At 61.5% G+C, this 23,734-nt stretch carries 20 protein-coding genes and 1 riboswitch; of the genes, 15 read left to right on the forward strand and 5 right to left on the reverse strand.

Annotated features, from left to right (window positions below; genetic code table 11):
- Nucleotides 1-84 precede the first annotated feature (84 nt).
- Nucleotides 85-408: a hypothetical protein gene (locus CO667_RS06670; RefSeq protein ID WP_097617629.1), complete on the reverse strand. Its 324-nt coding sequence runs from the start codon at nucleotides 406-408 to the stop codon at nucleotides 85-87.
- Nucleotides 409-527: 119 nt separating this feature from the next.
- Between CO667_RS06670 and CO667_RS06675 the strand changes: the two genes are divergently transcribed.
- The 8 genes from CO667_RS06675 (at nucleotide 528) to pstB (ending at nucleotide 9,204) form a co-directional block, all read left to right on the forward strand.
- Nucleotides 528-956, forward strand: a complete 429-nt coding sequence (locus CO667_RS06675; protein WP_097617630.1) for a CoA-binding protein — start codon at nucleotides 528-530, stop codon at nucleotides 954-956.
- 129 nt (nucleotides 957-1,085) lie between these two features.
- Complete coding sequence (locus tag CO667_RS06680) at nucleotides 1,086-2,369, forward strand: O-acetylhomoserine aminocarboxypropyltransferase (protein ID WP_097617631.1); 1,284 nt, start codon at nucleotides 1,086-1,088, stop codon at nucleotides 2,367-2,369.
- 14 nt (nucleotides 2,370-2,383) lie between these two features.
- A complete protein-coding gene (locus CO667_RS06685) occupies nucleotides 2,384-2,737 on the forward strand; it encodes a cupin domain-containing protein (protein WP_097617632.1) in 354 nt (117 codons plus the stop codon).
- 233 nt (nucleotides 2,738-2,970) lie between these two features.
- Nucleotides 2,971-5,100, forward strand: coding sequence for a bifunctional diguanylate cyclase/phosphodiesterase (locus CO667_RS06690; RefSeq protein ID WP_097617633.1), 2,130 nt, complete (start codon nucleotides 2,971-2,973; stop codon nucleotides 5,098-5,100).
- 351 nt (nucleotides 5,101-5,451) lie between these two features.
- A complete protein-coding gene (gene pstS, locus CO667_RS06695) occupies nucleotides 5,452-6,474 on the forward strand; it encodes a phosphate ABC transporter substrate-binding protein PstS (RefSeq protein ID WP_097617634.1) in 1,023 nt (340 codons plus the stop codon).
- A gap of 84 nt (nucleotides 6,475-6,558) precedes the next feature.
- Entirely contained in the window at nucleotides 6,559-7,536 is a 978-nt protein-coding gene (gene pstC, locus CO667_RS06700) for a phosphate ABC transporter permease subunit PstC (protein ID WP_097617635.1), read from the forward strand.
- A 1-nt stretch (nucleotide 7,537) separates the two neighbouring features.
- Entirely contained in the window at nucleotides 7,538-8,395 is an 858-nt protein-coding gene (gene pstA, locus CO667_RS06705) for a phosphate ABC transporter permease PstA (RefSeq protein ID WP_097617636.1), read from the forward strand.
- Entirely contained in the window at nucleotides 8,395-9,204 is an 810-nt protein-coding gene (gene pstB / locus CO667_RS06710) for a phosphate ABC transporter ATP-binding protein PstB (protein WP_097617719.1), read from the forward strand. Before pstA ends, pstB begins: the two co-directional genes overlap by 1 nt.
- Before the next feature lie 15 nt (nucleotides 9,205-9,219).
- On the opposite strand, the gene CO667_RS06715 is transcribed toward pstB, so the two are convergent.
- On the reverse strand, nucleotides 9,220-10,464 hold the full coding sequence (locus CO667_RS06715; protein WP_097617637.1) for a cytochrome P450: 1,245 nt from the start codon (nucleotides 10,462-10,464) through the stop codon (nucleotides 9,220-9,222).
- 154 nt (nucleotides 10,465-10,618) lie between these two features.
- Nucleotides 10,619-11,872, reverse strand: a complete 1,254-nt coding sequence (locus CO667_RS06720) for a GGDEF domain-containing protein (protein WP_097617638.1) — start codon at nucleotides 11,870-11,872, stop codon at nucleotides 10,619-10,621.
- A 417-nt stretch (nucleotides 11,873-12,289) separates the two neighbouring features.
- Between CO667_RS06720 and clpP the strand changes: the two genes are divergently transcribed.
- The 6 genes from clpP to CO667_RS06750 all read left to right on the forward strand — a co-directional run bounded on the left by clpP (nucleotide 12,290) and on the right by CO667_RS06750 (nucleotide 21,406).
- Nucleotides 12,290-12,919: an ATP-dependent Clp endopeptidase proteolytic subunit ClpP gene (gene clpP, locus CO667_RS06725; RefSeq protein ID WP_097617639.1), complete on the forward strand. Its 630-nt coding sequence runs from the start codon at nucleotides 12,290-12,292 to the stop codon at nucleotides 12,917-12,919.
- Between the two features lie 302 nt (nucleotides 12,920-13,221).
- Nucleotides 13,222-14,499 (forward strand): ATP-dependent Clp protease ATP-binding subunit ClpX, encoded by a 1,278-nt coding sequence (clpX, locus tag CO667_RS06730; RefSeq protein WP_097617640.1) that lies wholly within the window; start codon nucleotides 13,222-13,224, stop codon nucleotides 14,497-14,499.
- 405 nt (nucleotides 14,500-14,904) lie between these two features.
- A complete protein-coding gene (gene lon / locus CO667_RS06735; RefSeq protein WP_097617641.1) occupies nucleotides 14,905-17,322 on the forward strand; it encodes an endopeptidase La in 2,418 nt (805 codons plus the stop codon).
- 206 nt (nucleotides 17,323-17,528) lie between these two features.
- The gene (gene hupB / locus CO667_RS06740) at nucleotides 17,529-17,804 is read left to right on the forward strand and encodes a DNA-binding protein HupB (protein ID WP_003558438.1); all 276 of its coding nucleotides are present in this window, start codon (nucleotides 17,529-17,531) and stop codon (nucleotides 17,802-17,804) included.
- Between the two features lie 159 nt (nucleotides 17,805-17,963).
- Nucleotides 17,964-18,119, forward strand: a riboswitch (FMN riboswitch).
- 93 nt (nucleotides 18,120-18,212) lie between these two features.
- Entirely contained in the window at nucleotides 18,213-19,112 is a 900-nt protein-coding gene (locus CO667_RS06745) for a DMT family transporter (RefSeq protein ID WP_097617642.1), read from the forward strand.
- Nucleotides 19,113-19,207: 95 nt separating this feature from the next.
- Nucleotides 19,208-21,406, forward strand: a complete 2,199-nt coding sequence (locus CO667_RS06750) for an esterase-like activity of phytase family protein (RefSeq protein ID WP_097617720.1) — start codon at nucleotides 19,208-19,210, stop codon at nucleotides 21,404-21,406.
- Nucleotides 21,407-21,494: 88 nt separating this feature from the next.
- Here the strand turns inward: CO667_RS06750 and CO667_RS06755 are convergent, their stop codons facing one another.
- Nucleotides 21,495-22,481 carry an aldo/keto reductase gene (locus tag CO667_RS06755; RefSeq protein ID WP_097617643.1) on the reverse strand — a complete coding sequence of 329 codons (987 nt, stop codon included), beginning with the start codon at nucleotides 22,479-22,481 and terminating at the stop codon, nucleotides 21,495-21,497.
- Between the two features lie 126 nt (nucleotides 22,482-22,607).
- Here CO667_RS06755 and CO667_RS06760 point away from each other — a divergent pair, with 126 nt between their 5' ends.
- Nucleotides 22,608-23,030 (forward strand): cupin domain-containing protein, encoded by a 423-nt coding sequence (locus tag CO667_RS06760; protein ID WP_097617644.1) that lies wholly within the window; start codon nucleotides 22,608-22,610, stop codon nucleotides 23,028-23,030.
- 5 nt (nucleotides 23,031-23,035) lie between these two features.
- Here the strand turns inward: CO667_RS06760 and CO667_RS06765 are convergent, their stop codons facing one another.
- On the reverse strand, nucleotides 23,036-23,641 hold the full coding sequence (locus tag CO667_RS06765) for a class I SAM-dependent methyltransferase (RefSeq protein WP_097611086.1): 606 nt from the start codon (nucleotides 23,639-23,641) through the stop codon (nucleotides 23,036-23,038).
- Nucleotides 23,642-23,734: the final 93 nt, after the last annotated feature.

Here is a 23,734-nt window from a genome sequence, read left to right on the forward strand (position 1 = left end):
GAAAGCGCACCACGGGATTGAACCCAGGCCTCTCGCAACCGCGAATGACGGACGGTTCCTGCGGCCGTCAGGATGGTGAAACTGTCAGAGTTGATGATGCGGAACGAAAAGCATCCCGTCAAGGTTGTCGATGCTCTGGCAGTTCAGGACCGGGCAGCGGGGATTGTCTTTCGAGGGGATATGCGTCCACTCCGCATAATCGGTCGCATCACAATAATTGCTGTTGCGGACATAGCGATCGTAAAGCGGCAAGCCCCGCGGCGACTGGTAACGGAAGATGACGGCACCCTGATTGTGGATGGCGGCGCGCACGCTGGCGCAGCTCATGGTGAGCGGATTGTAGCGCGAGATCGCCAGCGCCGGCGATGCGGCGAGCACAAGAGTGAGGGCAAGAGCGATTTTTTTCATCGAATCATCCTCAGAGGGCATCCAATCATATATACGGAAAAGCCACGCAGCCGGTTTCACGGAAACGCAGAAAAACTGCGGGCCGAGCCGGAGGGCTTTCGGGATATGGAGAAGCGACCATGAACCACGACGCCTATACGGATGATTATCTCGCCGGAATCCTGCATTCCGTAAAGACCATCGCACTGACCGGCGCTTCGCCCAATCCGGCGCGTCCGAGCAACGGCGTCATGGGTTATCTGCTGTCGCGCGGCTACGAGGTCATTCCCGTCAATCCGGGGCAGGCGGGCAAACAGATCCAGGGCCGCACCGTCTATGCCCGGCTCGCCGACATTCCCGTGCCGATCGACATGGTCGACGTGTTTCGCGCCGCCGAATATCTGGACGGCGTCGTCGAGGAGGCGCTGGCGCTGAGCCCGCTGCCGCAGGTCATCTGGGCCCAGCTTGGCGTTCGGGACGATGCGGCTGCAGCAAAGGCGGAGGCCGCCGGCATCAAGGTGGTGATGAACCGCTGCCCGGCGATCGAGTACCCCCGTCTCATTGCCTGATCTCACGACCTGAGTTGCGGTCCGCCGAGACGGGTTATCCACCGAACGCCCAAGGGTGAAATGGATCGCGATTAACTTTCGCAAGCGAGAGGCTATGATCTCTCGCGTCAGCAATAACTGGAGGACGACATGGCCAAGAACGATCCGGGTTTCAACACGTTGGCGATCCATGCCGGCGCGCAGCCCGACCCGGCGACCGGCGCGCGGGTCACGCCGATCTATCAGACGACCGCTTTCGTCTTCGATGATTCCGATCATGCCGCCGCCCTCTTCGGCCTGCAGGCCTTCGGCAACATCTACAGCCGCATCATGAACCCGACGCAGGCGGTGCTCGAGGAGCGCGTGGCGGCGCTCGAGGGCGGCACGGCGGCACTTGCCGTCGCCTCCGGCCATGCCGCGCAGATGATCGTCTTCCACACCATCATGCGCCCCGGCGAGAATTTCATCGCCGCCAACCGGCTCTATGGCGGCTCGATCAACCAGTTCGGCCACGCCTTCGAGAATTTCGGCTGGCAGGTGCGCTGGGCCGATCCCGCCGATCCGGCAAGCTTCGAAAGCCAGATCGACGACAAGACGCGCGGCATCTTCATCGAAAGCCTGGCCAATCCCGGCGGCACCTTCGTCGATATCGCCGCGATTGCCGATGTCGCGCATCGCAATGGTCTACCGCTGATCGTCGACAATACGATGGCGACACCTTATCTCATCCGCCCGATCGAGCACGGCGCCGATATCGTCGTGCATTCGCTGACGAAGTTTCTCGGCGGCCACGGCAATTCCATGGGCGGCCTCATCGTCGACGGCGGCACCTTCGACTGGTCGAAGTCAGGCCATTACCCGATGCTGTCGAGCCCGCGGCCGGAATATAACGGCATGGTCCTGCACGCCACCTTCGGCAATTTCGCCTTTGCGATCGCCGCCCGCGTGCTCGGCCTGCGCGATCTCGGCCCGGCGATCTCGCCCTTCAACGCCTTCCTGATCCTGACCGGCATCGAGACGCTGCCGCTCCGGATGCAGCGCCACAGCGACAATGCGATCGCCGTCGCAAAATGGCTGAAGGCCCACAGCAAGATCGCCTGGGTGAATTATGCCGGCCTCGACGACGACTCGAACCACGCGCTGCAGCAGCGCTACTCGCCGAAGGGCGCAGGCTCCGTCTTCACCTTCGGCGTCAAGGGTGGCTACGAGGCGGGCAAGACGCTGGTCGAGGGGCTGGAACTCTTCTCCCATCTTGCCAATATCGGCGACACCCGCTCGCTCGTTATCCATCCGGCCTCGACGACGCACCGGCAGCTGACCGACGACCAAAAGATCGTCGCCGGCGCCGGGCCCGACGTCGTGCGCCTTTCCGTCGGCATCGAGGACGTCAAGGACATTATCGCCGATCTCGAGCAAGCGCTCTCGAAGATCTGAGATCAGAGGAATTCATGGCGACCACGGCAAATTTCATCACCTTCAGCATCGATGGCGTCGAACCGGAGTTCGGCGCCCCGGAGGCTGAGCGGATCATCTCCGGCGATCCGCAGTTCCGCACCTGGAGCCTGGAGGAGGCCGAAGGCGGCCTCTATTCCGGCATCTGGGAGGCGACGCCGGGCAAGTGGCGGATCGTCTACGAGGAATGGGAGTATTTCAGCCTGCTGTCCGGTCATTCGATCGTGACGGAGGAGGGCGGTGAGCCGGTTCATCTGAAGGCGGGCGACCGGATGATCCTCAGACCCGGCTTCAAGGGAACGTGGGAAGTCGTTGAAACGACTCGCAAGGACTATGTGATCAAGGTTTGAGCAGCGCCAGAAAACCGACGCTGACGATGCCGCGCCTGTCCCGCTTTGCGGCGATCATGGCCCGTTTTTCTGCAGATGACAGTGCTTCTTTGCCTGATAGAACGCTTTTGACCAATCCCGTTAATCGGGCCTACATTGTCAAAATGCTATATCTTATCCGCAGCGCATTGCGGACATGATGTCTCCTGCCGTCTCACAGACATGGTCTTGCAATCGATCTCTCCGGAATTTGCATGTCGTCGAATCTTGCGGGTAGGCACGTTCGAACTCAAACCTCTTCCATCGTCGCGACAACGGTCTGCTTCCTTGTCGTCGCCCTCGTGCTGACCGGCCTTATGGCGCATGTCGTCGTCACGATTACACGGTCGGCAAACGAGATCGATGACGCCAGGGCCAGTCGTGCCGCCGACGCGGCGATCGGAGCGTTCGTGGCTCGCCTGAGCGGGACAACGACGGACAATGCCATATGGGATGATGCCTATCGTGCGACCTCATCGCCGACCGCCGCGGATTGGGCCTATGAGAACTGGGGAAAAACCAGCGCGGATTACCCGCTCTATGACGGCGCGGTCGTGATCGGCCCCGACCGGAGTTCGGTTGTCTCCGCATATGCCAAAGGCAAGCCTTTCCAGCCGAGCGCGTTTTTCGGCCAGGCCTTTTATCGCCAGATCAATGCTGCTGCCGATCCGGCGAAGGCGCCTGTGGTTAATTTTATCAAGACCGAAAGCGGTATCGCGCTGATCGCATCGCAGGCGATCCAGCCATTCGAGGCCGCCGGCGAGCTTCCGAAGCTCAGCACGTTGAGCTTCTACAAGGAATTTACATCAGAAGTTCTCGACGCGCTGTCGAACGAACATGAACTCGAAGGCCTGCACCTTGAGGCGACGCCAAAGCCGGAATTCCTGAACACGCCGATCAAGGACATGAAGGGGGCCGTCATCGGCTATCTCGTCTGGCCGAGCAAAGCGCCGGGAAGCACGGTGTTTCGTCAGGTAACACCTTATCTCGCGGCCTCTGTCGCCATCCTTTCGCTGTTCCTGGTCGGCGTTCTCCTGGTCGGCGCGTCCGAGGCGCGGCGCCTGCGCCAATTGGCGCAAGCAGCGCTTTTCGAAGCGGGTCATGATAACCTGAGCGGCCTGTTGAACAGGCACGGGCTTCTCGGCCTGCTTGATGACATCGAGGATTCGGACGCTGCGCCACTCCGGCTCTATCTGGTCGATCTTGACGGCTTCAAGGCCGTCAATGATGCCTGGGGACATGCGGTGGGCGACGATTTGATCCGAATGGTCTCGAAGGCGCTGATGGCCTGTCACCCCGAAATTCTTGCCGCAGCCCGGCTGGGGGGCGACGAATTTGCGCTGGTGCATGTTGGATCCGCCACGTGCGAAGATATGGAAAGAACCATTCTGGCGCTGTTTGCCGAACCCTTCAAAATCGACGGACGAACAATCGAAGTCGGAGCAAGCATCGGCGCTGCGGCGCGCCACGGAGGCGTCGAGCCCTTGGAGCTTCTGCGCAGGGCCGACATGGCGCTCTATCGTGCCAAGGCAAATGGCAGAGGCCAGGCGGTCGAGTACGACCCCGAGCTCGACCAGGAGCGCCAACGGGTCGCCGAACTGGAAGGCCGCTTGAAGGGCGCCATCAAGAGCGGCGCAATCGAAGCCGTTTTCCAGCCTCTCGTCTCCGCCACATCAGGCGCCGTGACCGGCCTGGAAGCGCTGGCGCGCTGGCGAACCCCAACAGGAAACATCAGCCCGGAGATTTTCATCCCTCTCGCCGAGCGGTGCGGCCTCATCGATGCGCTGGGTGTTCATATGCTGAGAACATCGATCGAGCATGCCAAGAACTGGCCGGATCTGGCATTGTCGGTGAACGTTTCGCCGGTCCAGCTCTGCAATCCCGAATTTGCCGCCGAGGTGATCTCTGTCCTGCAGGAGCTCGATTTCAATCCGAAGCGCCTGACCTTGGAAATCACCGAAGGCGTTCTGATGACAAATCCGGATCAGGCCCGGCGCTCGATCGACCAGCTCAAGCGCGTCGGCATCAAGTTCGCACTCGACGACTTTGGCTGCGGCTACGCCAGCATTGGCGCCTTGCGGCAGTTCGGCTTCGATCGCATGAAGATCGATCGCTCGCTGGTCTCCGCTCTCGATGAAGGCGCCAATGGCGCCGATGTCCTTCGGGCGACCATTTCGCTGGCGATCGCCTTGCAGATTCCTGTGACCGCTGAAGGCATCGAGAATAGCCGCCAGGCGGCGATCTTGCGCGAGGCCGGCTGCGATCAGCTTCAAGGCTATCTGATGGGAAGACCGATGTCGGCACACGACATCTCCAGCAAGCTGGAAGAAGAGTCGGCCGCATGATGGCGCTGCCGGTATTCCCGCCGAGCGGTGACCGGTAAGCTCGACGGAATTTCAAAAGCCTGAAACGCCATTTTCAGCCACGGCTGCGGCAATCCACCACAGCCATGCGTCAATCTATCCCGATGTTTTTGCTAAGGCTTTGTTAAATCCCGCATTCGATGGAAGGCGCCGAGCGGAGCGTTTGACGCAGGGCCGCGCATTCGGTTTCAACGGTCAAAAGCCGTCATCAAACTGTAATAATACGCGCCTAGCCCGCCTGATGTGACGGGAATTTCAGCGCCCGAGACAATGGACACCCCCGCCATGGCGCTGGTCTCGTCGTTCTTCAAATCCATTAGGGAAGCGCTTCACATGCTCACCAGGAAACTCCTCTCGGCCTGCCTCGGTGCGGGTCTGGTTGCCGCTCTGGCGGTTTCGGCGTCGGCTGCCGATATCACCGGCGCCGGCTCCACCTTCGTCTATCCGGTGCTGTCCAAGTGGTCTGCGGACTACAACAAGCAGACCGGCGACAAGCTGAACTACCAGTCGATCGGTTCGGGCGGCGGTATCGCCCAGATCAAGGCTGCAACGGTCGATTTCGGCGCATCCGACAAGCCGCTCGAGCCCAAGGAATTGTCCGATGGCGGTTTCGGCCAGTTCCCGCTCGTCGTCGGCGGCATCGTTCCCGTCATCAACGTCAAGGGCATCAAGTCGGGCGAGCTGAAACTGACCGGCAAGCTTCTCGCCGACATCTATCTCGGCAACGTCACCAAGTGGAACGATAAGGCCATTGCCGATCTGAACCCGGGCCTGAAGCTGCCCGACAGCCAGATCGCCGTCGTCCACCGTTCGGACGGTTCGGGCACCTCCTTCAACTGGACGAACTACTTCTCCAAGGTCAACGAAGACTGGAAGAGCAAGGTCGGCGAAGGCACCGCCGTCAACTGGCCGGTCGGCATTGGCGGCAAGGGCAATGAAGGCGTCGCCGCTTACGTCACCCGCGTCAAGGATTCGATCGGTTATGTCGAATATGCTTACGCCCTGCAGAACAAGCTGCCCTACGCCCTGATCCAGAACGCCGCCGGCCAGTATCCGAAGCCGAATGCCGAAAGCTTCTCGGCCGCTGCCGCCAGCGCCGAATGGACCAAGGCTCAGGACTTCTATCTGATCATGACCAACGCTCCGGGCGAAAAGGCCTGGCCGGTGACCGCCACGACCTGGGCGATCATGTACAAGGAGCCGAAGGATGCTGCGCGCTCCAAGGCTGCCTTCGCCTTCTTCAAGTGGGCGCTCGAAAACGGCCAGAAGGAAGCCTCCTCGCTCGACTACGTTCCGCTTCCGGAAACCGTCGTGAAGCAGATCGAGGACTACTGGACGGCCTCGTTCAAGGGCTGATCCTGCAAGACACGCGGTCGGGGCGGAAAGCGAGCTTTCTGCCCCGAATGCCGTTGATACCCCTCAGCAGTCGAGCATCTTGATATGAGCGAAGCATTGGCATCGCTGCCCGCCTCCGGAGCGAGCGTGAAGCGTCGCGACGGCGCGACCGGCGATCGTATTTTCTATTGGATAGTTTTGGGCTGCGGCCTGTTTGTTTTCGCGGCATTGCTGGCCGCCGCGATCTCCATGGCCTTGAGCGGGTTTCAGGCGTTCCGGACCTTCGGCCTCGGTTTCCTCACCGGCACGGAATGGGATCCGGTCGCCGAGCAGTTTGCAGGGCTTGTGCCGATCTACGGCACGCTGGTCACCTCGGCGCTCGCCATGATCATCGGCGTTCCCGTCAGCCTCGGCATCGCGGTTTTCATTACCGAAGTTGCGCCGCGCTCCATTCGCGGGCCGATCGGCGGCGCCGTCGAGCTTCTCGCCGGCATCCCCTCGATCATTTACGGCATGTGGGGTCTTTTCACCTTCGCGCCCTTCATGTCGGATTACATTCAGCCGGTGCTGATCGACTGGCTGGGCCCGATCCCGGTGATCGGCGCGCTGTTCTCCGGCGCGCCGCTCGGCATTGGCATGCTGACGTCGGGCATCGTGCTGGCGGTGATGATCATCCCCTTCATCTCCTCGGTCATGCGCGACGTTTTCCTCGTCGTCCCGGCGCAGCTGAAGGAATCTGCCTATGCGCTTGGTTCGACCAAGTGGGAGGTGGTGCGCGATATCGTTATCCCGCACACCCGCACCGCCGTCGTCGGCGGCATCTTCCTCGGTCTCGGCCGCGCCCTCGGGGAGACCATGGCGGTGACCTTCGTGCTCGGAAACACCCACAATATCGCGGTGTCGCTGATGGAGCCCGGCACCTCGATCGCCGCCACGCTCGCCAACGAGTTTGCCGAGGCTTCCGACGATCTCTACAGGTCGTCGCTCGCAGCCCTCGGCCTCATCCTCTTCGTCGTCACCTTCATCGTTCTGGCGGCCGCCAAGCTCATGCTGGTGCGCATGGCAAAACAGAGAGGGGAGTGATATGGCCAGCTATTCGGGTTCCCTTTACCGCCGCCGCCAGATCGGCAGCGCGATTGCGCTGACGCTTTGCGGCCTCGCAACCGTGTTCGGCCTGGTCTTTCTGGTCTGGATCCTGTGGACGACGCTGATCCACGGCCTGTCGGCGCTGAGCCCCAGTCTTGTCACCGAAATGACGCCGCCGCCCGGCGAAGACGGCGGCGGTCTCGCCAACGCTTTCATGGGCAGCCTGCTGATGGTCGTGCTGGCCGTCGTCATCGGCACGCCGATCGGCGTGCTGGCCGGCACCTATCTGTCGGAATTCTCACGCGGCAAAAAGCTTGGCGAGGCAATCCGCTTCGTCAACGATATCCTGCTCTCGGCGCCATCGATCATCATCGGCCTGTTCGTCTACGAGTTGGTCGTGCGCCCGACGTCACGCTTCTCCGGCTTTGCCGGCGGCATCGCGCTTGCCTTCATCTTCCTGCCGGTCGTGGTGCGCACCACCGACGAGATGCTGCGGCTGGTTCCCGATGTCATGCGCGAGGCAGCCTTGTCGCTCGGCATCCCACGCTGGAAGGTCACGGTCAACGTGCTTTATCGCGCCGCGTCCACCGGCATTCTGACCGGTATCCTTCTGGCGATCGCCCGCATTTCGGGCGAAACGGCGCCGCTGCTCTTCACGGCTCTGAACAACCAGTATTGGAGCCTGGATATGTCGCAGCCGATGGCGAACATTCCGGTCGTCATCTTCCAGTTCGCTATGAGCCCCTATGAGCAATGGCAGAATCTCGCCTGGGCCGGTGCCTTCGTGATGACCGCCGTCGTTTTGATCCTGAGCGTCGTATCGCGCTGTGTCCTCAACCGAAAAGGTGGGAAATGATGCTTCAGTCCGCAGACACTTTCGATGCTGCCAGCAAGGCGGAAAAACACCTGGCCAGAGACAAGATCGCGCTTGAGAAAGTCAATTTCTATTACGGCGATACTCATGCGATCAAGGATGTCAGCCTGAACTTCCCCGAGCGTCAGGTCTCGGCCCTCATCGGTCCGTCCGGCTGCGGCAAGTCCACGCTGCTGCGCATTCTGAACCGCATCTACATGCTGTATCCGAAGATGCGCGCCACCGGCTCGATCAAGCTCGACGGCAAGAACATCCTCGAACCCAGCTTCTCGATGAACGAGCTGCGCGCCCGCGTCGGCATGGTGTTCCAGAAGCCCGTACCGTTCCCGATGTCGATCTATGACAACATCGCTTACGGCATTCGCCACCATGAGCGCCTCAACAGGGCCGAGATGGACGTCCGCGTCGAGCAGGCGCTGCGTCAGGCCGCCCTCTGGGATGAGGTCAAGGACAAGCTGAAGGGCAGCGGCCTCGGTCTTTCCGGCGGTCAGCAGCAGCGTCTCTGCATCGCCCGCGGTGTGGCGCTACGCCCTGAGGTCCTGCTTCTCGACGAGCCGACCTCGGCCCTCGATCCGATCTCGACCGCCAAGGTCGAAGAGCTGGTCGCGCAGCTGAAGGGCGAGTTCACCATCGTCATCGTCACCCACAACATGCAGCAGGCAAGCCGCATCTCCGACAACACCGCCTTCATGTATCTCGGCGAGCTGATCGAATACGGCCCGACCGCCGAGATTTTCCAGTCGCCGAAGGTCAAGCGCACGGAAGATTATATCACCGGCCGCTACGGTTGATGCGTGAGGGCTGGATCACCACCGCAGATCCAGCCGGTCCAGCCCGTGGAAATGGTAGACGTCCTTGACCACGGGCGTCTTTGCCAGCTTGAGGCCGGGAAGCCGCTGGAAGAGGATCGGCAGCACGATGTTGAGCTCCAGCCGCGCCAGCGGCGCGCCGATGCAGAAATGAATGCCGGCGCCGAAGGAGAGGTTCGCCGCCTCGTTGCGATCGGGCCGGAAGGTGAGGGGATCGGTGAATTTCGCCGGGTCGAGATTGGCGGCGGCGAGAATGAGGCTGACCTTGTCGCCGCGCTGGAAGGTGACCCCATCGATTTCGGCGGGCTCGAGCGCCCAGCGCTGGAAGATGTGAACCGGCGCGCAGATGCGCAGGGTTTCCTCGACGGTGCGCTCCGTCGTTGCTTCGTCGCGGAAGAGTTCCGCCGGATTTGAGCCGCTGTCGAGGATGGTGCGCACCGAGTTGCCGATCTGGTGCACGGTCGCCTCATGTCCGGCGTTGAGCAGCACGATCGTCGTCGAGATCAGCTCTTCCTCGCTCAGATACTGGCCCTTGTGCTCGGTATGGATCATGTGGGTGAGCAGATCGTCGCGTGGGATTGCGCGGCGTTCTGCGATGACAGTCCTGACATAGTCAGAAAATTCCTTCGCCGCCCGTTCGGCCTCGTCCTCCTGCTCGCGCGTGCGGCCGAACATGTACATGCGGACATAGGCGTGCGACCAGGCGAGCAACTGCGGTCCCATCTCCTCTGGAATGCCGATCATGCGGGCGATCATCGTCACCGGGATGATGTCGGCAAAGGCCGAAAGCAGCTCGACCTCACCCTTTTCAGCGAAGCCGTCGATCAGCCGGTTGGCGAGTTCGGCAAGCTCCGGCTTCATCTTCTCGACATGGCGGGAGACGAAGGCGCGGTTGACGAGCGTGCGCAGCCGCGTGTGCTCCGGCGGTTCGAGTTCGAGCAGGGAGTAACGTTCCGAGAGATCGAAACTGGCAAGATGCGGCATCGGCTCGGCAAGGCCGAGCTCCTCGCGGCTGGCGATATGCAGGATCTGCCGGCCGAAGCGGCGGTCGCGCAGCAGTCCGTTCACATGGTCGTAGCCGGTGAAGAACCACTGCCTCTGCTCGCTCCAGTAGAAGGTCGGGCAATGGGCGTGAAGTGCGGCATAGACGGCATTCGGGTTGCCGTAGAAGGCCGGGTTGCGGCCGTCCAGCGAGACGTGGCGGCGGGCAGGGTCGATCGAAAGAAAGGGCGGTATCATCATGCCCCGAGGCTTAGCGGATTTGCCGGGCCTCGAAAAGCGGGGTGAGGGCCTTCCTGAATGCGTGGCCGACAGGCCGCGCGCTAGGTGAGATGCGACATCACTTGAGGATTTGCTCGCAACCCCGAGGATCGATTCCGATATTTGGGGTCAGGCGCTATCCGGCCCGCGACAGCGTGCCCATGCGCCGCAGGGCTTCGACCTGGTCGTCGACCGTCGGCACCAGTTCGCCGGCGGTGCTGCTCGGCGTGGCCGGCGCTGGCGCTGCGGCCTCCGCTTCGCCGAAGGTGACCGTGCAGTTGCGGCCGGCAGCCTTTGCCGCATAGAGCGCCCGGTCGGCGGCGGAGATCAATTTGTCGATATTGGCTTCGATCGAGGAGGCGAGCGCGATGCCGATGCTGACGGTGGCCGGGACGATTGCTTCGCCGGTGCTGACGGGAAGACGGCAGAATTCGGTGCGGATCGCTTCGGCGATCGCCTCGGCTTCCGTCTGGTCGGCGACGGCGGCGAAGGCTGCGAATTCTTCGCCGCCCATACGGCCGAAGATGTTGTTCGGGATATACTGGCGGGCCATCCGCGCGAAGGCAGTCAGCACGGCATCGCCGGACTGGTGTCCGAAACGGTCGTTGACGCGCTTGAAATGGTCGAGATCGAAGAGCATCACCGCGACCTGGCGCTGGTCGTCATGAGCTTTTTCCTGGATGGCGCCGAAATAGCCGAGCAGGCCGCGGCGGTTGAGGACGCCCGTCAGCGAATCGGTCAGGGTGAGGGCGCGCAGGTGCCGTTCGGAGCGTTCCATGATCAGCCGGCAGGTGAAGGCGAAGGCGATGGTCAGCAGGAAGGCGCTTGCCATGGCGGAGGCGCCGCCGAGATTGGTTGCTTCAATATCGCTCGGCAGCGTCAGCGCCATCGTCAGCGCCGAGCCGAAGCACAGGCAGCCCTGGATGACGAAGACGCCCATCAGCTTGATCCGGGTGCGCTCGCGGCGCATGTCGCCGGCGGCAACCGCGAGCGCCAGCGCCGTCGCGCCCGTCGCCGAAGCGAGGTTGTAGAGCACCACCCGGTTTGAATAGTCGCTGTTGACCCAGGGCAGGAAGACCCCGGCGAGCCAGACCGCCGGCGGCAGCAGCGCCCACCATTCGATCCTTTTGCGGTCGAGCGCCAGAAAACCCGCAACCCAGGCGCTCTGGCCGAGCAGGGCGATGGCATTGCCGATCTCTATGGACAGCAGGCTCGGCACCTGGCCGCGCAGCGCGATCATCGCAAAGCCGATGCCGGTCAGAAGGAAGCCTAGGCCCCAATAGAGATAGGCCTCGTTCCGGACATTGTGGCGCCAGGCGACGAACAGCACCAAAGCGAGCGTCATGGCCTCCGAACACCAGATGGCGAGACCTGTAGCGATATTGAACACGGCAGCAACCCCTTGCCCGTCGGACTTAATCTGTCGGCCACTTGTCTGTCGGCCCGTCTGTTGGGGCGCATCCTTGCCGAGGGAAGTTCGCCACTTCCTTAATGTTGCGGCACTGCGGCATGGTTTTCGGCCGATATCTGCCGGTAGGCTTTCCGTCGGGTAAACGTGTGTGAGCATCGTCGAATGGAGTAAGGCTTCCTTCATCCTGTCACGGAGAAAAGCCGGGGGAGACGGCGCCGAGGGCTCGCCGTCGACAGGTGTTTGGGGGAAAGAGGCTCCGAACACCCGCCTTGCCCCGCCTTCTTAACGTTATCCTCATGCGTGTCTTGAAGAGGAGGGCCGGGACACTCTATGTAGGGATAAGACATTTTCTTTGATTCCCGGCGCCGGCCGGCGAGACGTTGACAAAGGACGCACATGAGAAACCCAGTCGATACCGCAATGGCCCTCGTGCCGATGGTCGTGGAACAGACCAACCGCGGTGAACGCTCCTACGACATCTATTCCCGCCTGTTGAAGGAACGCATCATCTTCCTGACGGGTGCCGTCGAAGACCATATGGCGACGCTCGTCTGCGCCCAGCTTCTCTTCCTCGAGGCCGAAAACCCGAAGAAGGAAATCGCTCTCTACATCAATTCGCCGGGTGGCGTCGTCACCGCCGGCATGGCGATCTACGACACAATGCAGTTCATCAAGCCGGCGGTTTCGACGCTCTGCATCGGCCAGGCCGCCTCCATGGGCTCGCTGCTCCTAGCGGCCGGCCACAAGGACATGCGCTTCGCCACGCCGAATTCCCGCATCATGGTGCATCAGCCCTCGGGCGGCTTCCAGGGCCAGGCTTCCGACATCGAGCGCCACGCCCGCGACATCCTCAAGATGAAGCGCCGCCTCAACGAGGTCTATGTCAAGCACACCGGCCGCACCTATGAGGAAGTTGAAAGGACCCTCGATCGTGACCATTTCATGGATGCGGACGAGGCCCAGAGCTGGGGCGTGATCGACAAGGTTCTGACGTCGCGCCTCGAAATGGAAGGCGAGCAGGCCTAGTAATTAATAGGGATGGTATTTTCGTCGCCACAGTTCTATCTCATTTGTGATCGAACAAGGCTTTCAACAGGCGACGAAGACGCTAATAGTAACTATTAATGCTATGTTGAATTTTTATGACATAGCATTCGGCATTCGAAGGGGAATTCGTTGCCGCCGGAACCCGGACATGATTGATTGGGCCCGGTTCGTAGCCCCTGAAGCCCTTCTCGGCAAAGGCTCCGGAAACGGAGTGCCGCCAGGAGCTGATAGAGTGGACCGCGATTTCGCCTTGAAATGCGGCGTGCTGGAAGGAAAGTGATATGAGCAAGGTCAGCGGCAGCAACGGCGGCGACTCCAAGAACACGCTTTATTGTTCGTTCTGCGGAAAGAGCCAGCACGAAGTCCGGAAACTGATTGCCGGACCGACGGTCTTCATCTGCGATGAATGCGTCGAATTGTGCATGGACATCATCCGCGAGGAGAACAAGTCCTCGATGGTCAAGTCCCGCGACGGCGTTCCGACGCCCCAGGACATCATCAAGGTCCTCGACGAATACGTCATCGGCCAGCGGCAGGCGAAGAAGATCCTGTCGGTCGCCGTTCACAACCATTACAAGCGCCTGGCGCACGCCTCCAAGAACGGCGAAGTCGAGCTGGCGAAGTCGAACATCATGCTCGTCGGCCCCACAGGCTGCGGCAAGACCTATCTTGCTCAGACACTCGCCCGCATCATCGACGTTCCCTTCACCATGGCTGATGCGACGACGCTGACCGAGGCCGGTTATGTCGGCGAGGATGTCGAAAACATCATCCTGAAGCTGCTGCAGTCGGCCGACTATAACGTCGAGCGTGCGCAGCGCGGCATCGTCTACATCGACGAAGTCGACAAGATTTCGCGCAAGTCCGACAACCCGTCGATCACCCGCGACGTCTCGGGCGAGGGCGTGCAGCAGGCGCTCTTGAAGATCATGGAAGGCACGGTTGCATCCGTTCCGCCGCAGGGCGGCCGCAAGCACCCGCAGCAGGAATTCCTGCAGGTCGACACGACGAACATCCTGTTCATCTGCGGCGGCGCCTTCGCCGGCCTCGACAAGATCATCTCCGCCCGCGGCGAGAAGACGTCGATCGGCTTCGGCGCGACCGTCAAGGCCCAGGACGACCGCCGCGTCGGCGAAGTCCTGCGCGAACTGGAGCCGGAAGACCTGGTCAAGTTCGGCCTCATCCCCGAGTTCATCGGCCGTCTGCCGGTTCTGGCGACGCTCGAAGACCTCGACGAGGATGCGCTGATCCAGATCCTGTCCGAGCCGAAGAACGCGCTGATCAAGCAGTATCAGCGCCTGTTCGAGATGGAAGACGTCGAACTGACCTTCCACGAGGATGCGCTGCGCGAAATCGCCCGCAAGGCGATCGTCCGCAAGACCGGCGCCCGCGGCCTTCGCTCGATCATGGAGAAGATCCTGCTCGACACGATGTTCGAACTGCCGACGCTGGAAGGCGTGCGCGAGGTCGTCATCTCGGAGGAAGTGGTGCGCGGTTCGGCCCGTCCGCTTTACATCTATGCCGATCGTCAGGACGAAAAGGCCAACGCTTCGGCGTGATCTTGCGGCTTTCCTATGATTATTTTGGGGGCTTGCCATCGGCAGGCCCCTTTCTATTTGAAAAATCATGCAAGGCGCTGTTAGTATTTTGCCGGTGGGGACCGGAATTGCCTTTGCCGATGTTGCGCAAGGGAGAGTGCTTGGCAATGATGCCGTGATTCCGTAAGCCTATTGTTGGCGTTTGTATTTTAGCCGGGTCGGAAGTGGTAAGCGCCGGTCCAGCCACGCGCTTCATAGTGTTGGCGTTCCGTTGTAATAAAGCTGTCACATCCGGGGAACGCGGGCGTTAGCGTGGCTTGAAAAGCGTAGTCAGGACCTCCACTTGTAGAGCCAAGTGAGAGTGCCGGCCGGTCCCAAGCGGCCGTGCAGAGAGCCCGGCAACGGGACGATGGAAAGGACTTAAAAATGACGAAGAAAACGTCTGTAGCGAGCAGTACTGCCTACCCTGTTCTGCCCTTGCGCGACATCGTGGTTTTCCCGCATATGATCGTGCCGCTGTTCGTCGGACGGGAAAAGTCGATCCGTGCGCTCGAAGAGGTCATGGGTTCCGACAAGCAGATCATGCTGGTCACGCAGATCAACGCCAGTGACGACGATCCGGATCCGTCCGCGATCCACAATGTCGGCACCGTGGCGAACGTGTTGCAGCTCCTGAAGCTGCCCGACGGCACCGTCAAGGTTCTGGTCGAAGGCCGCGCCCGCGCCGAGATCGACACCTATACCAGCCGCGAAGATTTCTACGAAGCGCTCGGCCATGTGCTCGAAGAGCCGCACGACGATCCGGTCGAGCTGGAAGCTCTGTCGCGTTCGGTCGTCTCCGAATTCGAGAGCTATGTGAAGCTCAACAAGAAGATTTCGCCCGAAGTGGTCGGTGCAGCCAGCCAGATCGACGACTATTCCAAGCTCGCCGATACGGTCGCCTCGCATCTGTCGATCAAGATCACCGAGAAGCAGGAGATGCTGGAAACCACCAGCGTCAAGGCCCGTCTCGAAAAGGCGCTCGGCTTCATGGAAGGCGAGATTTCGGTGCTGCAGGTCGAAAAGCGCATCCGCTCGCGCGTCAAGCGCCAGATGGAGAAGACCCAGCGCGAATACTACCTCAATGAGCAGATGAAGGCGATCCAGAAGGAACTCGGCGACGGCGAGGAAGGCCGCGACGAGATGAGCGAACTGGAAGAGCGCATCGCCAAGACCAAGCTGTCCAAGGAGGCCCGCGAAAAGGCCGATGCGGAGCTGAAGAAGCTGCGCCAGATGAGCCCGATGTCGGCGGAAGCCACCGTCGTGCGCAATTATCTGGACTGGCTGCTCGGCATTCCCTGGGGCAAGAAGTCGAAGATCAAGGCCGATCTCAACAATGCCGAGAAGATCCTCGAAGCCGATCACTTCGGTCTCGACAAGGTCAAGGAGCGCATCGTCGAATATCTAGCCGTGCAGGCCCGTGCCACTAAAATAAAAGGCCCGATTCTCTGCCTCGTCGGCCCTCCCGGTGTCGGCAAGACCTCGCTCGCCCAGTCGATCGCCAAGGCGACCGGCCGTGAGTATGTCCGCATGGCGCTTGGCGGCGTTCGCGACGAAGCCGAAATCCGCGGTCACCGACGCACCTATATCGGCTCGATGCCCGGCAAGGTCATCCAGTCGATGAAGAAGGCGAAGAAGTCCAACCCGCTGTTCCTGCTCGACGAGATCGACAAGCTCGGCCAGGACTATCGCGGCGATCCGTCTTCGGCTCTGCTCGAAGTGCTCGATCCGGCCCAGAACTCGACCTTCATGGATCACTATCTGGAGGTCGAATACGACCTGTCGGACGTGATGTTCATCACGACCGCGAATACGCTGAACATCCCTGCGCCGCTGATGGATCGCATGGAGATCATCCGTATCGCCGGCTACACCGAAGATGAAAAGCGCGAGATCGCCAAGCGGCACCTGCTGCCGAAGGCCATCAAGGAACATGCGTTGCAGCCGGAAGAATTCTCGGTCAGCGACGACGCCCTGATGGCGATCAGCCAGCAGTACACCCGTGAAGCCGGTGTCCGCAGCTTCGAACGCGAGTTGATGAAGCTCGCCCGCAAGGCGGTTACCGAGATCATCAAGGGCAAGACCAAGTCCGTTCACGTGACGGCCGCCAACATCTCCGACTATCTGGGCGTCCCGCGCTTCCGCCACGGCGAAGCCGAGGGCGAGGATCAGGTCGGCGTTGTGACCGGTCTGGCCTGGACGGAGGTCGGCGGCGAGCTGCTGACCATCGAAGGCGTGATGATGCCGGGCAAGGGCCGCATGACGGTCACCGGCAATCTGAAGGAAGTCATGAAGGAATCGATTTCGGCAGCGGCCTCCTATGTCCGCTCGCGCGCCGTCGATTTCGGCATCGAGCCGCCGCGCTTCGACAAGAGCGACATCCACGTGCACGTGCCGGAAGGCGCGACCCCGAAGGATGGCCCCTCGGCCGGCGTCGCCATGGCGACCGCGATCGTCTCGATCATGACCGGTATCCCGGTGAACAGGCACGTGGCCATGACCGGTGAAATCACCCTTCGCGGCCGTGTGCTGCCGATCGGCGGTCTCAAGGAAAAGCTGCTTGCAGCGCTTCGCGGCGGCATCAAGAAGGTGCTGATTCCGGAGGAAAACGCCAAGGATCTGGCGGAGATTCCTGATAACGTGAAGAACAACATGGAGATCATCCCGGTATCCCGCATGGGCGAGGTAATCAAGCATGCGCTGATCCGGCGGCCGGAGCCAATCGAATGGGACGGCACGGTGGAAACGCCGGTCATCGCATCGGTCGAAGGCCTCGATGAGACAGGCGCAACCATAGCGCATTGAATGGCCTCGGCCACATTTATGCCCCATTGGAGCAAAACACGGAAAAAGGCTGGCGAAAACGCCAGCCTTTTTTGTGAAAACGTCATGGAGACGCTTGCTTTTCCTTGATTTGCAGGGCTTTTGGGTTTCCGGCGGGCCTGATGAAACCTATTCGGCGCCTAGCTTACTTTTGAGTCGTTTCATACCATTTAGAAAGGGGTGGAAACATGAACAAGAATGAACTCGTGTCCGCAGTCGCCGAAAAGGCAGGACTGACGAAGTCTGACGCGGCTTCCGCTGTTGACGCGGTTTTTGACGTTGTCCAGGCTGAACTCAAGAACAAGGGCGACATCCGCCTCGCGGGTTTCGGCAGCTTCACCGTTTCTCATCGCGCCGCAACGAAGGGCCGCAACCCGTCGACGGGCGCTGAAGTCGACATTCCGGCTCGCAACGTGCCGAAGTTCACGCCCGGCAAGGGCCTGAAGGACGCCGTCAACGGCTGATCTGGGATTATCCGCCAGCCGGAAACGAGACCGGCTGTGCAGGATTTGGGAGGGGTTCGGCTTGCCGGACCCCTTTTGCTTGTGGCGGGCCCTTTGCTTTGTCGGACCTTTTTTTGCTTTGACTGACCTTGCCGCCACGCAGGCTTTGATTTACGAGATTTCTGTTCTCAGGGCGGGGTGAAACTCCCCACCGGCGGTAAAGGGTCTCGGCTCAAGCCCGCGAGCGCCTTCTCTCGTGTCGAAGCGGGGGAGGGGTCAGCAGATCCGGTGCGATTCCGGAGCCGACGGTTAAAGTCCGGATGGAAGAGAATGAGTCGGTCGTGCGAAGGGCGAGGATTCGTCATGTCGTCCGTGTCGGCAGCTCATGCGTCCTGATTTATGTTGGTCCCTAAGTCGTGGATGAAAGACATGAATCAGACTTCCCTTGCTGCCGCGCCGTCCCGGGCCGTTGTCGGCGCCCTCTGGATGGTCCTTGCCGGCATTGCTTTTTCGCTTCTCAACGTCGTCACTCAATGGCTGACGATGAAGCTTGCCTTTCCCTCAGCCTCGGCCGCCTTCTGGCAGTATGGCTTCGCCTTCCTGTTTTCGCTGCCGTTCCTTCGCCGGCTCGGCCTTGCGGCGATGCGCACGCGCTATCCCTGGCGCCACCTCGCGCGCGTCGTGCTTGCCGCGCTCGGCGTCGAGGCGTGGGTCGCCGGCCTTGCCGCGGTGCCGATCTGGCAGGCGATCGCACTGGTGATGACCTCGCCCTTCTTCATCATTCTGGGGGCCCGGCTCTTTCTCGGTGAGCGCGTCGGTCCGGCCCGCTGGGCGGCGACCGCAGCCGGTTTCACCGGCGCGATGATCATCCTGCAGCCATGGTCGGACGGTTTTGGCTGGGCAGCACTCCTGCCGGTGCTTTCGGCGCTGCTGTGGGGCGCCTCGTCGCTCATCACCAAGAGCCTGACGGGCATCGAACGACCGGAGACGATCACCGTCTGGCTGCTCGTTCTGCTGACGCCGATAAACGGCGGCCTGGCGCTTGCGGCGGGCTTTGCCGTGCCGACGGGCGCAACCCTTGCCTTGTTCCTGCTGACGGGGCTCTTGACCGCGGCGGCGCAGTATTTTCTGACGCTTGCCTATGCCGCGGCAGATGCCGCCTACGTCCAGCCTTTCGACGATCTGAAGCTGCCGCTGAACGTGCTGGCCGGCTGGCTGTTCTTCGGTTATGCGCCGGCGGGTTACCTCTGGCTGGGAGCGGCCCTCATCCTGTCCGCCTCGCTCTTCATCATGCGAAACGAGATGCGCAGGGAGCGCAAACCCGCCTGACCTGTTCAGGCGCAAAATGTCGCATCTGTCATGCCTCTGTCACGCCGTTCCCGCAAAAAACTCATGTTTCGAATGTTCGATACATGGGGGATTTCATGACAATTTCATCGCGCAAGGCAGCGCTTGCTGCCGTGCTTCTCGCATCCGTTGCCTTTCCGGCTGCGGCCGAACCGGTCTTCAACCGGATCGCCTCTTTCCCGGTGGCTGAGAACCTGCCTGCTGACAAGGATAAGCTTTCGGCCACGTCGGCCGAAATCATCACCGCGACCGACGACGGCAACACGCTGATCTATAGCGACAGCCCGCTCGGCGCGATCGGCTTCATCGACATCACCGACGCCAAGGCTCCGAAGGCCGGCGGCGCACTGATGATGGACGGCGAGCCGACATCGGTCACCTCGAGCGGCGGCAAGGCGCTGGTCGCCGTCAACACCTCCGAAAGCAAGGCCAAGCCGTCGGGCCGTCTGGCAATCGTCGACGTGGCGACGAAAAAGATCGAAAACAGCTGCGATCTCGGCGGCCAGCCGGATTCGATCGCCCTCAACAAGGACAAGACGCTCGGCACTATTGCGGTCGAAAACGAGCGCGACGAAGAGGTCAATGACGGTAAGATCCCGCAAATGCCGGCCGGCGACCTCGTCGTCTTCCAGCTCAAGAACGGCACTGTCGATTGCGGCACCATCAAACACGTGGCGCTGACCGGCCTTGCCGGCGTCGCGCCCGAAGATCCGGAGCCGGAATTCGTCGCCTTCAACGGTCTGAACGAGATCGCCCTGACGCTGCAGGAAAACAACGAGATCGTCATCATCGACGCCAACACGGCTGCAGTGAAGACGCACTTCTCCGCCGGCAGCGTCGATCTCACCGGCATCGACACCAAGCGTGACGGCGCCCTCAAATTCACAGCCGAAGCCAAGGCTGTCGCGCGCGAGCCCGACGCCGTGAAGTGGCTGGATGATAACCGCCTCGTCGTTGCCAATGAGGGCGACTACCAGGGCGGCTCGCGCAGCTTTACCATCTTCGACAAGACAGGCAAGGTTCTCTACGAATCGGGCGCTTCCTTCGAACGCGCCGTCGCTCATATCGGCCACTATCCGGAAAGCCGTTCGGGATCGAAGGGCGTCGAGCCGGAGGGTCTCGAAGCCGCCAAGTTCGGCGACGAGCAATATTTCTTCCTGCTCGCCGAGCGCGCTTCGGTCGTCGGCGTCTATAGGGATACCGGCGCCGATCCCGAGCTCGTGCAATTGCTGCCGTCGGGGATTTCACCGGAAGGCGGGATCGCCATTCCTGCACGCAATCTCTTCGCGACAGCCAACGAACTCGACCTCGGCAAGGACGGCGGCGCCCGCTCGCACGTGATGATTTATGAGCGCTCGGAAGGCGAAAAGGCCTATCCGCAGATTGTTTCGGCCGAGAGGGACGGCAATCCGATCGGCTTTGCAGCCCTTTCGGGTCTCGCCGCGGTTCCGGGCAAGCCAGGCATGCTCTACGCCGTCAGCGACAGTGTTCTCGGCTCGCAGCCGACGATCTACACGATCGATGCCGGCAAGAAGCCGGCCGTCATTACCGACGCTCTCGTCGTCAAGCGTGACGGCGCCCCGGCCCAGAAGCTCGACATCGAAGGCATTGCGGCTGCCGCCGACGGCTCCTTCTGGCTCGCCTCGGAAGGCTACAGCGAGCGTCTCGTCCCGCACGCCCTCTACAACGTCAACGCCAAGGGCGACATCAAGGCCGAGATCGCCCTGCCGAAGGAGCTCGCCGCCAACGAAATCCGCTACGGCTTCGAAGGCGTCACCATTGTCGGCACCGGCGACGAAACGACGCTCTGGATGGCGGTCCAGCGCGAGTGGGCTGACGACGAGAAGGGCTTCGTCAAGCTCGTCTCCTACAATCCGAAGAAGAAGGAATGGGGCGCCGTGCGCTATCCGCTCGACAAGACGGAAAGCGGCTGGGTCGGCCTGTCGGAAATCTCGGCTCACGGCGACAGTGTCTACATCATCGAGCGCGACAACCTCGTCGGCGATGCCGCCAAGCTGAAGAAGCTCTACAAGGTGGCGATCTCGGAGCTGAAGCCGGCCAAGCTCGGCGGCGAGCTGCCGGTCGTCAAGAAGACCGAAGCCCACGACTTCCTCGGTGAACTCAAGACCGCGACCAACGGCTATGTGCTCGACAAACTCGAAGGCTTCACCTTCGACGCCTCGGGCAAGCCCTACGCCGTGACCGACAACGACGGCGTCAGCGACTCCTCCGGCGAGACCCTGTTCTTCCCGGTCGACTTGGTCGGCACGAACTGAGCTTCTGACGGTTCCACCACATGAAAATGGCCGGGCGAAACCCGGCCATTTTGCGTTTCGGTCATTTGCATTTTGGGATGTCGATGGCCTACCAACGCTGATGCACATGCGGTGCGATCAGCCGCTCGTAGATCTCGCGCGTTGCCGCCATGACGTCGGCCGAAAGCGGCGCGAGGTCGGCGGCGGCCGCATTGGCTCTCGCCTGCTCGCCATTGCGGGCGCCGGGGATGACGACGGTGACGGCTTCAGCCATCAGGATCCAGCGGAGCGCGAAGGCGGCCATCGTGGCACCTGCAGGCACCAGCTTGCGCACCTCTTCCACCGCCTGCAGGCCGACTTCGAAGGGCACACCGGCAAAGGTCTCGCCGACATCGAAGGCTTCGCCGTTGCGGTTGAAATTGCGGTGATCGTCGCTGGCAAAGTGCGTCTCCCGGGTGATCTTGCCGGAGAGAAGGCCGCTTGCGAGCGGCACGCGGGCGATGATCGCCACGTTCCTGCGGCGCGCTTCCTGGAAGAACAGGTGATCGGGGCGCTGGCGGAAGATATTGTAGATGATCTGGATGCTGACGACGCCGGGATATTCGATCGCCTTCAGCCCGTCCTCGACCTTTTCGACGCTGACGCCGTAACCCTTGATCTTGCCGGCCTTCTGCAGCGCGTCGAGACCTTCGAAGACCTCGGGCTGGTAAAGCACGTCGCGCGGCGGGCAGTGCAACTGCACGAGGTCGAGGCTGTCGACGGCAAGATTCGTCAGGCTGCGGTCGATGAAGCCTTCGAGATTGGCCTTGCTGTAGCCTTCGGCGACATGCGGATTGAGGCGGCGGCCCGCCTTGGTGGCGACCATCGGGCGGGCGCCGCCACGGGTCTTCAGCACGTCGGCGATGATTTTTTCCGAGCGGCCGTCGCCATAAACGTCAGCCGTCTCGATGAAGGTCATGCCGGCATCGAGCGCGGCATTCAGCGCCGCGCGTCCGTCCGCCTCGCTGATATCGCCCCAGGAGCCGCCGATCTGCCAGGCGCCGAAGCCGACATTGGTGACGGTGAAGGGCATGCGGCCGAAAGCATGGTGTTTCATGGAAAAATCCTTCGTAAGTGATGAAAGACACTGGCCTATCAGGCAGGGGACTATGCGGCAATTGTCGATCCGGCCTTGATTGGTCGCCTCGATGAAATATCGTCGGGTTACAAGGCTTCAACCGCAATGAATGGAAAAGGAAAGACCATGGAGATCAAACCCGCCGGCTCCAGTCCCTCGACGAAGCCACCGGCCGACTATTTCACCGGCGCCGTTCGCCAGGACCCGCTGATGGAAGCGCCGGCGCCAGCCCGGATGAGGGCAACCTCCGTCACCTTCGAACCCGGCGCCCGCACGGCCTGGCATACGCATCCGCTCGGCCAGACGCTGATCGTCACATCAGGCAAGGGCCTCGCCCAGAGCTGGGGCGAGGAAATCCGCGAGATCCGCGCCGGCGACACCGTCTGGTTCTCACCGGGTGAAAAACATTGGCACGGGGCTGCCCCGGATACGGCGATGGTGCATATCGCCATGCACGAGGCGTTGGATGGCAAGCACGTCGACTGGATGGAAAAGGTCAGCGACGCGCAATATTCCGGCAAGGCCTAAGCCAATCAGAGCCGCTTCAGGCAATAGGAAAAATGCGCGTGTGATTCGACCGTCAGGAACTCGAATTGCCAGCCGTAATCCTTGCAGAATTTGGTGACGGCCTCGACGACGCCATAGACGATCGGCTTGACCGTATTGCCGGTGCAGAAATCATGCCCGGCAATGCGCCCCGTCCGCTTCACCTTCTTGTCGCAGAGCAGCAGCTCCTGCCAGGTGAGCTCGAAGGAATGGTCGGTATCGATATAGGCCCAGTCGAGGAAATCGTCCTCGAATTCGGCAAGCTTCTCCAGCGACGTGCCCTGCATCAGATGCAGCCGGCCGGCGGCGATCTCGGCCGCGAAATTCGTATGGATCGCATCGAGCCCGGAGCTGTAGCGATCCATCGACCAGGGATCGATGAGATAGAGCTGCGCCGGGCGGTTCTTTTCCAGGATCTCCGCCGTGTATTCGCCGAAGGCGGCACCCACCTCGACGCCGATGCCGCCGTTCGGGATGCGGTAGAGCAGCTCGCCGCGGTCCGGCAGCAGCCGGGCGTTTTCCATATGATGGGCGCTGAGCGGAGTGCGCGGCATGCTCGCCCGGAGCGCCTGCCTGTCTTCACGTGTCTTCATCTCTGAACTCGGGATTGCGGGCGACTGACGGCCCTGATGCGGTTTGACGGGAAGGTAGGAGCGACTGATGACGATGACAACCACATGACAGGA

The sequence above is a fragment of the Rhizobium sp. L43 genome, from assembly GCF_002531725.1.
In the GTDB taxonomy this organism is placed as follows: domain Bacteria; phylum Pseudomonadota; class Alphaproteobacteria; order Rhizobiales; family Rhizobiaceae; genus Rhizobium.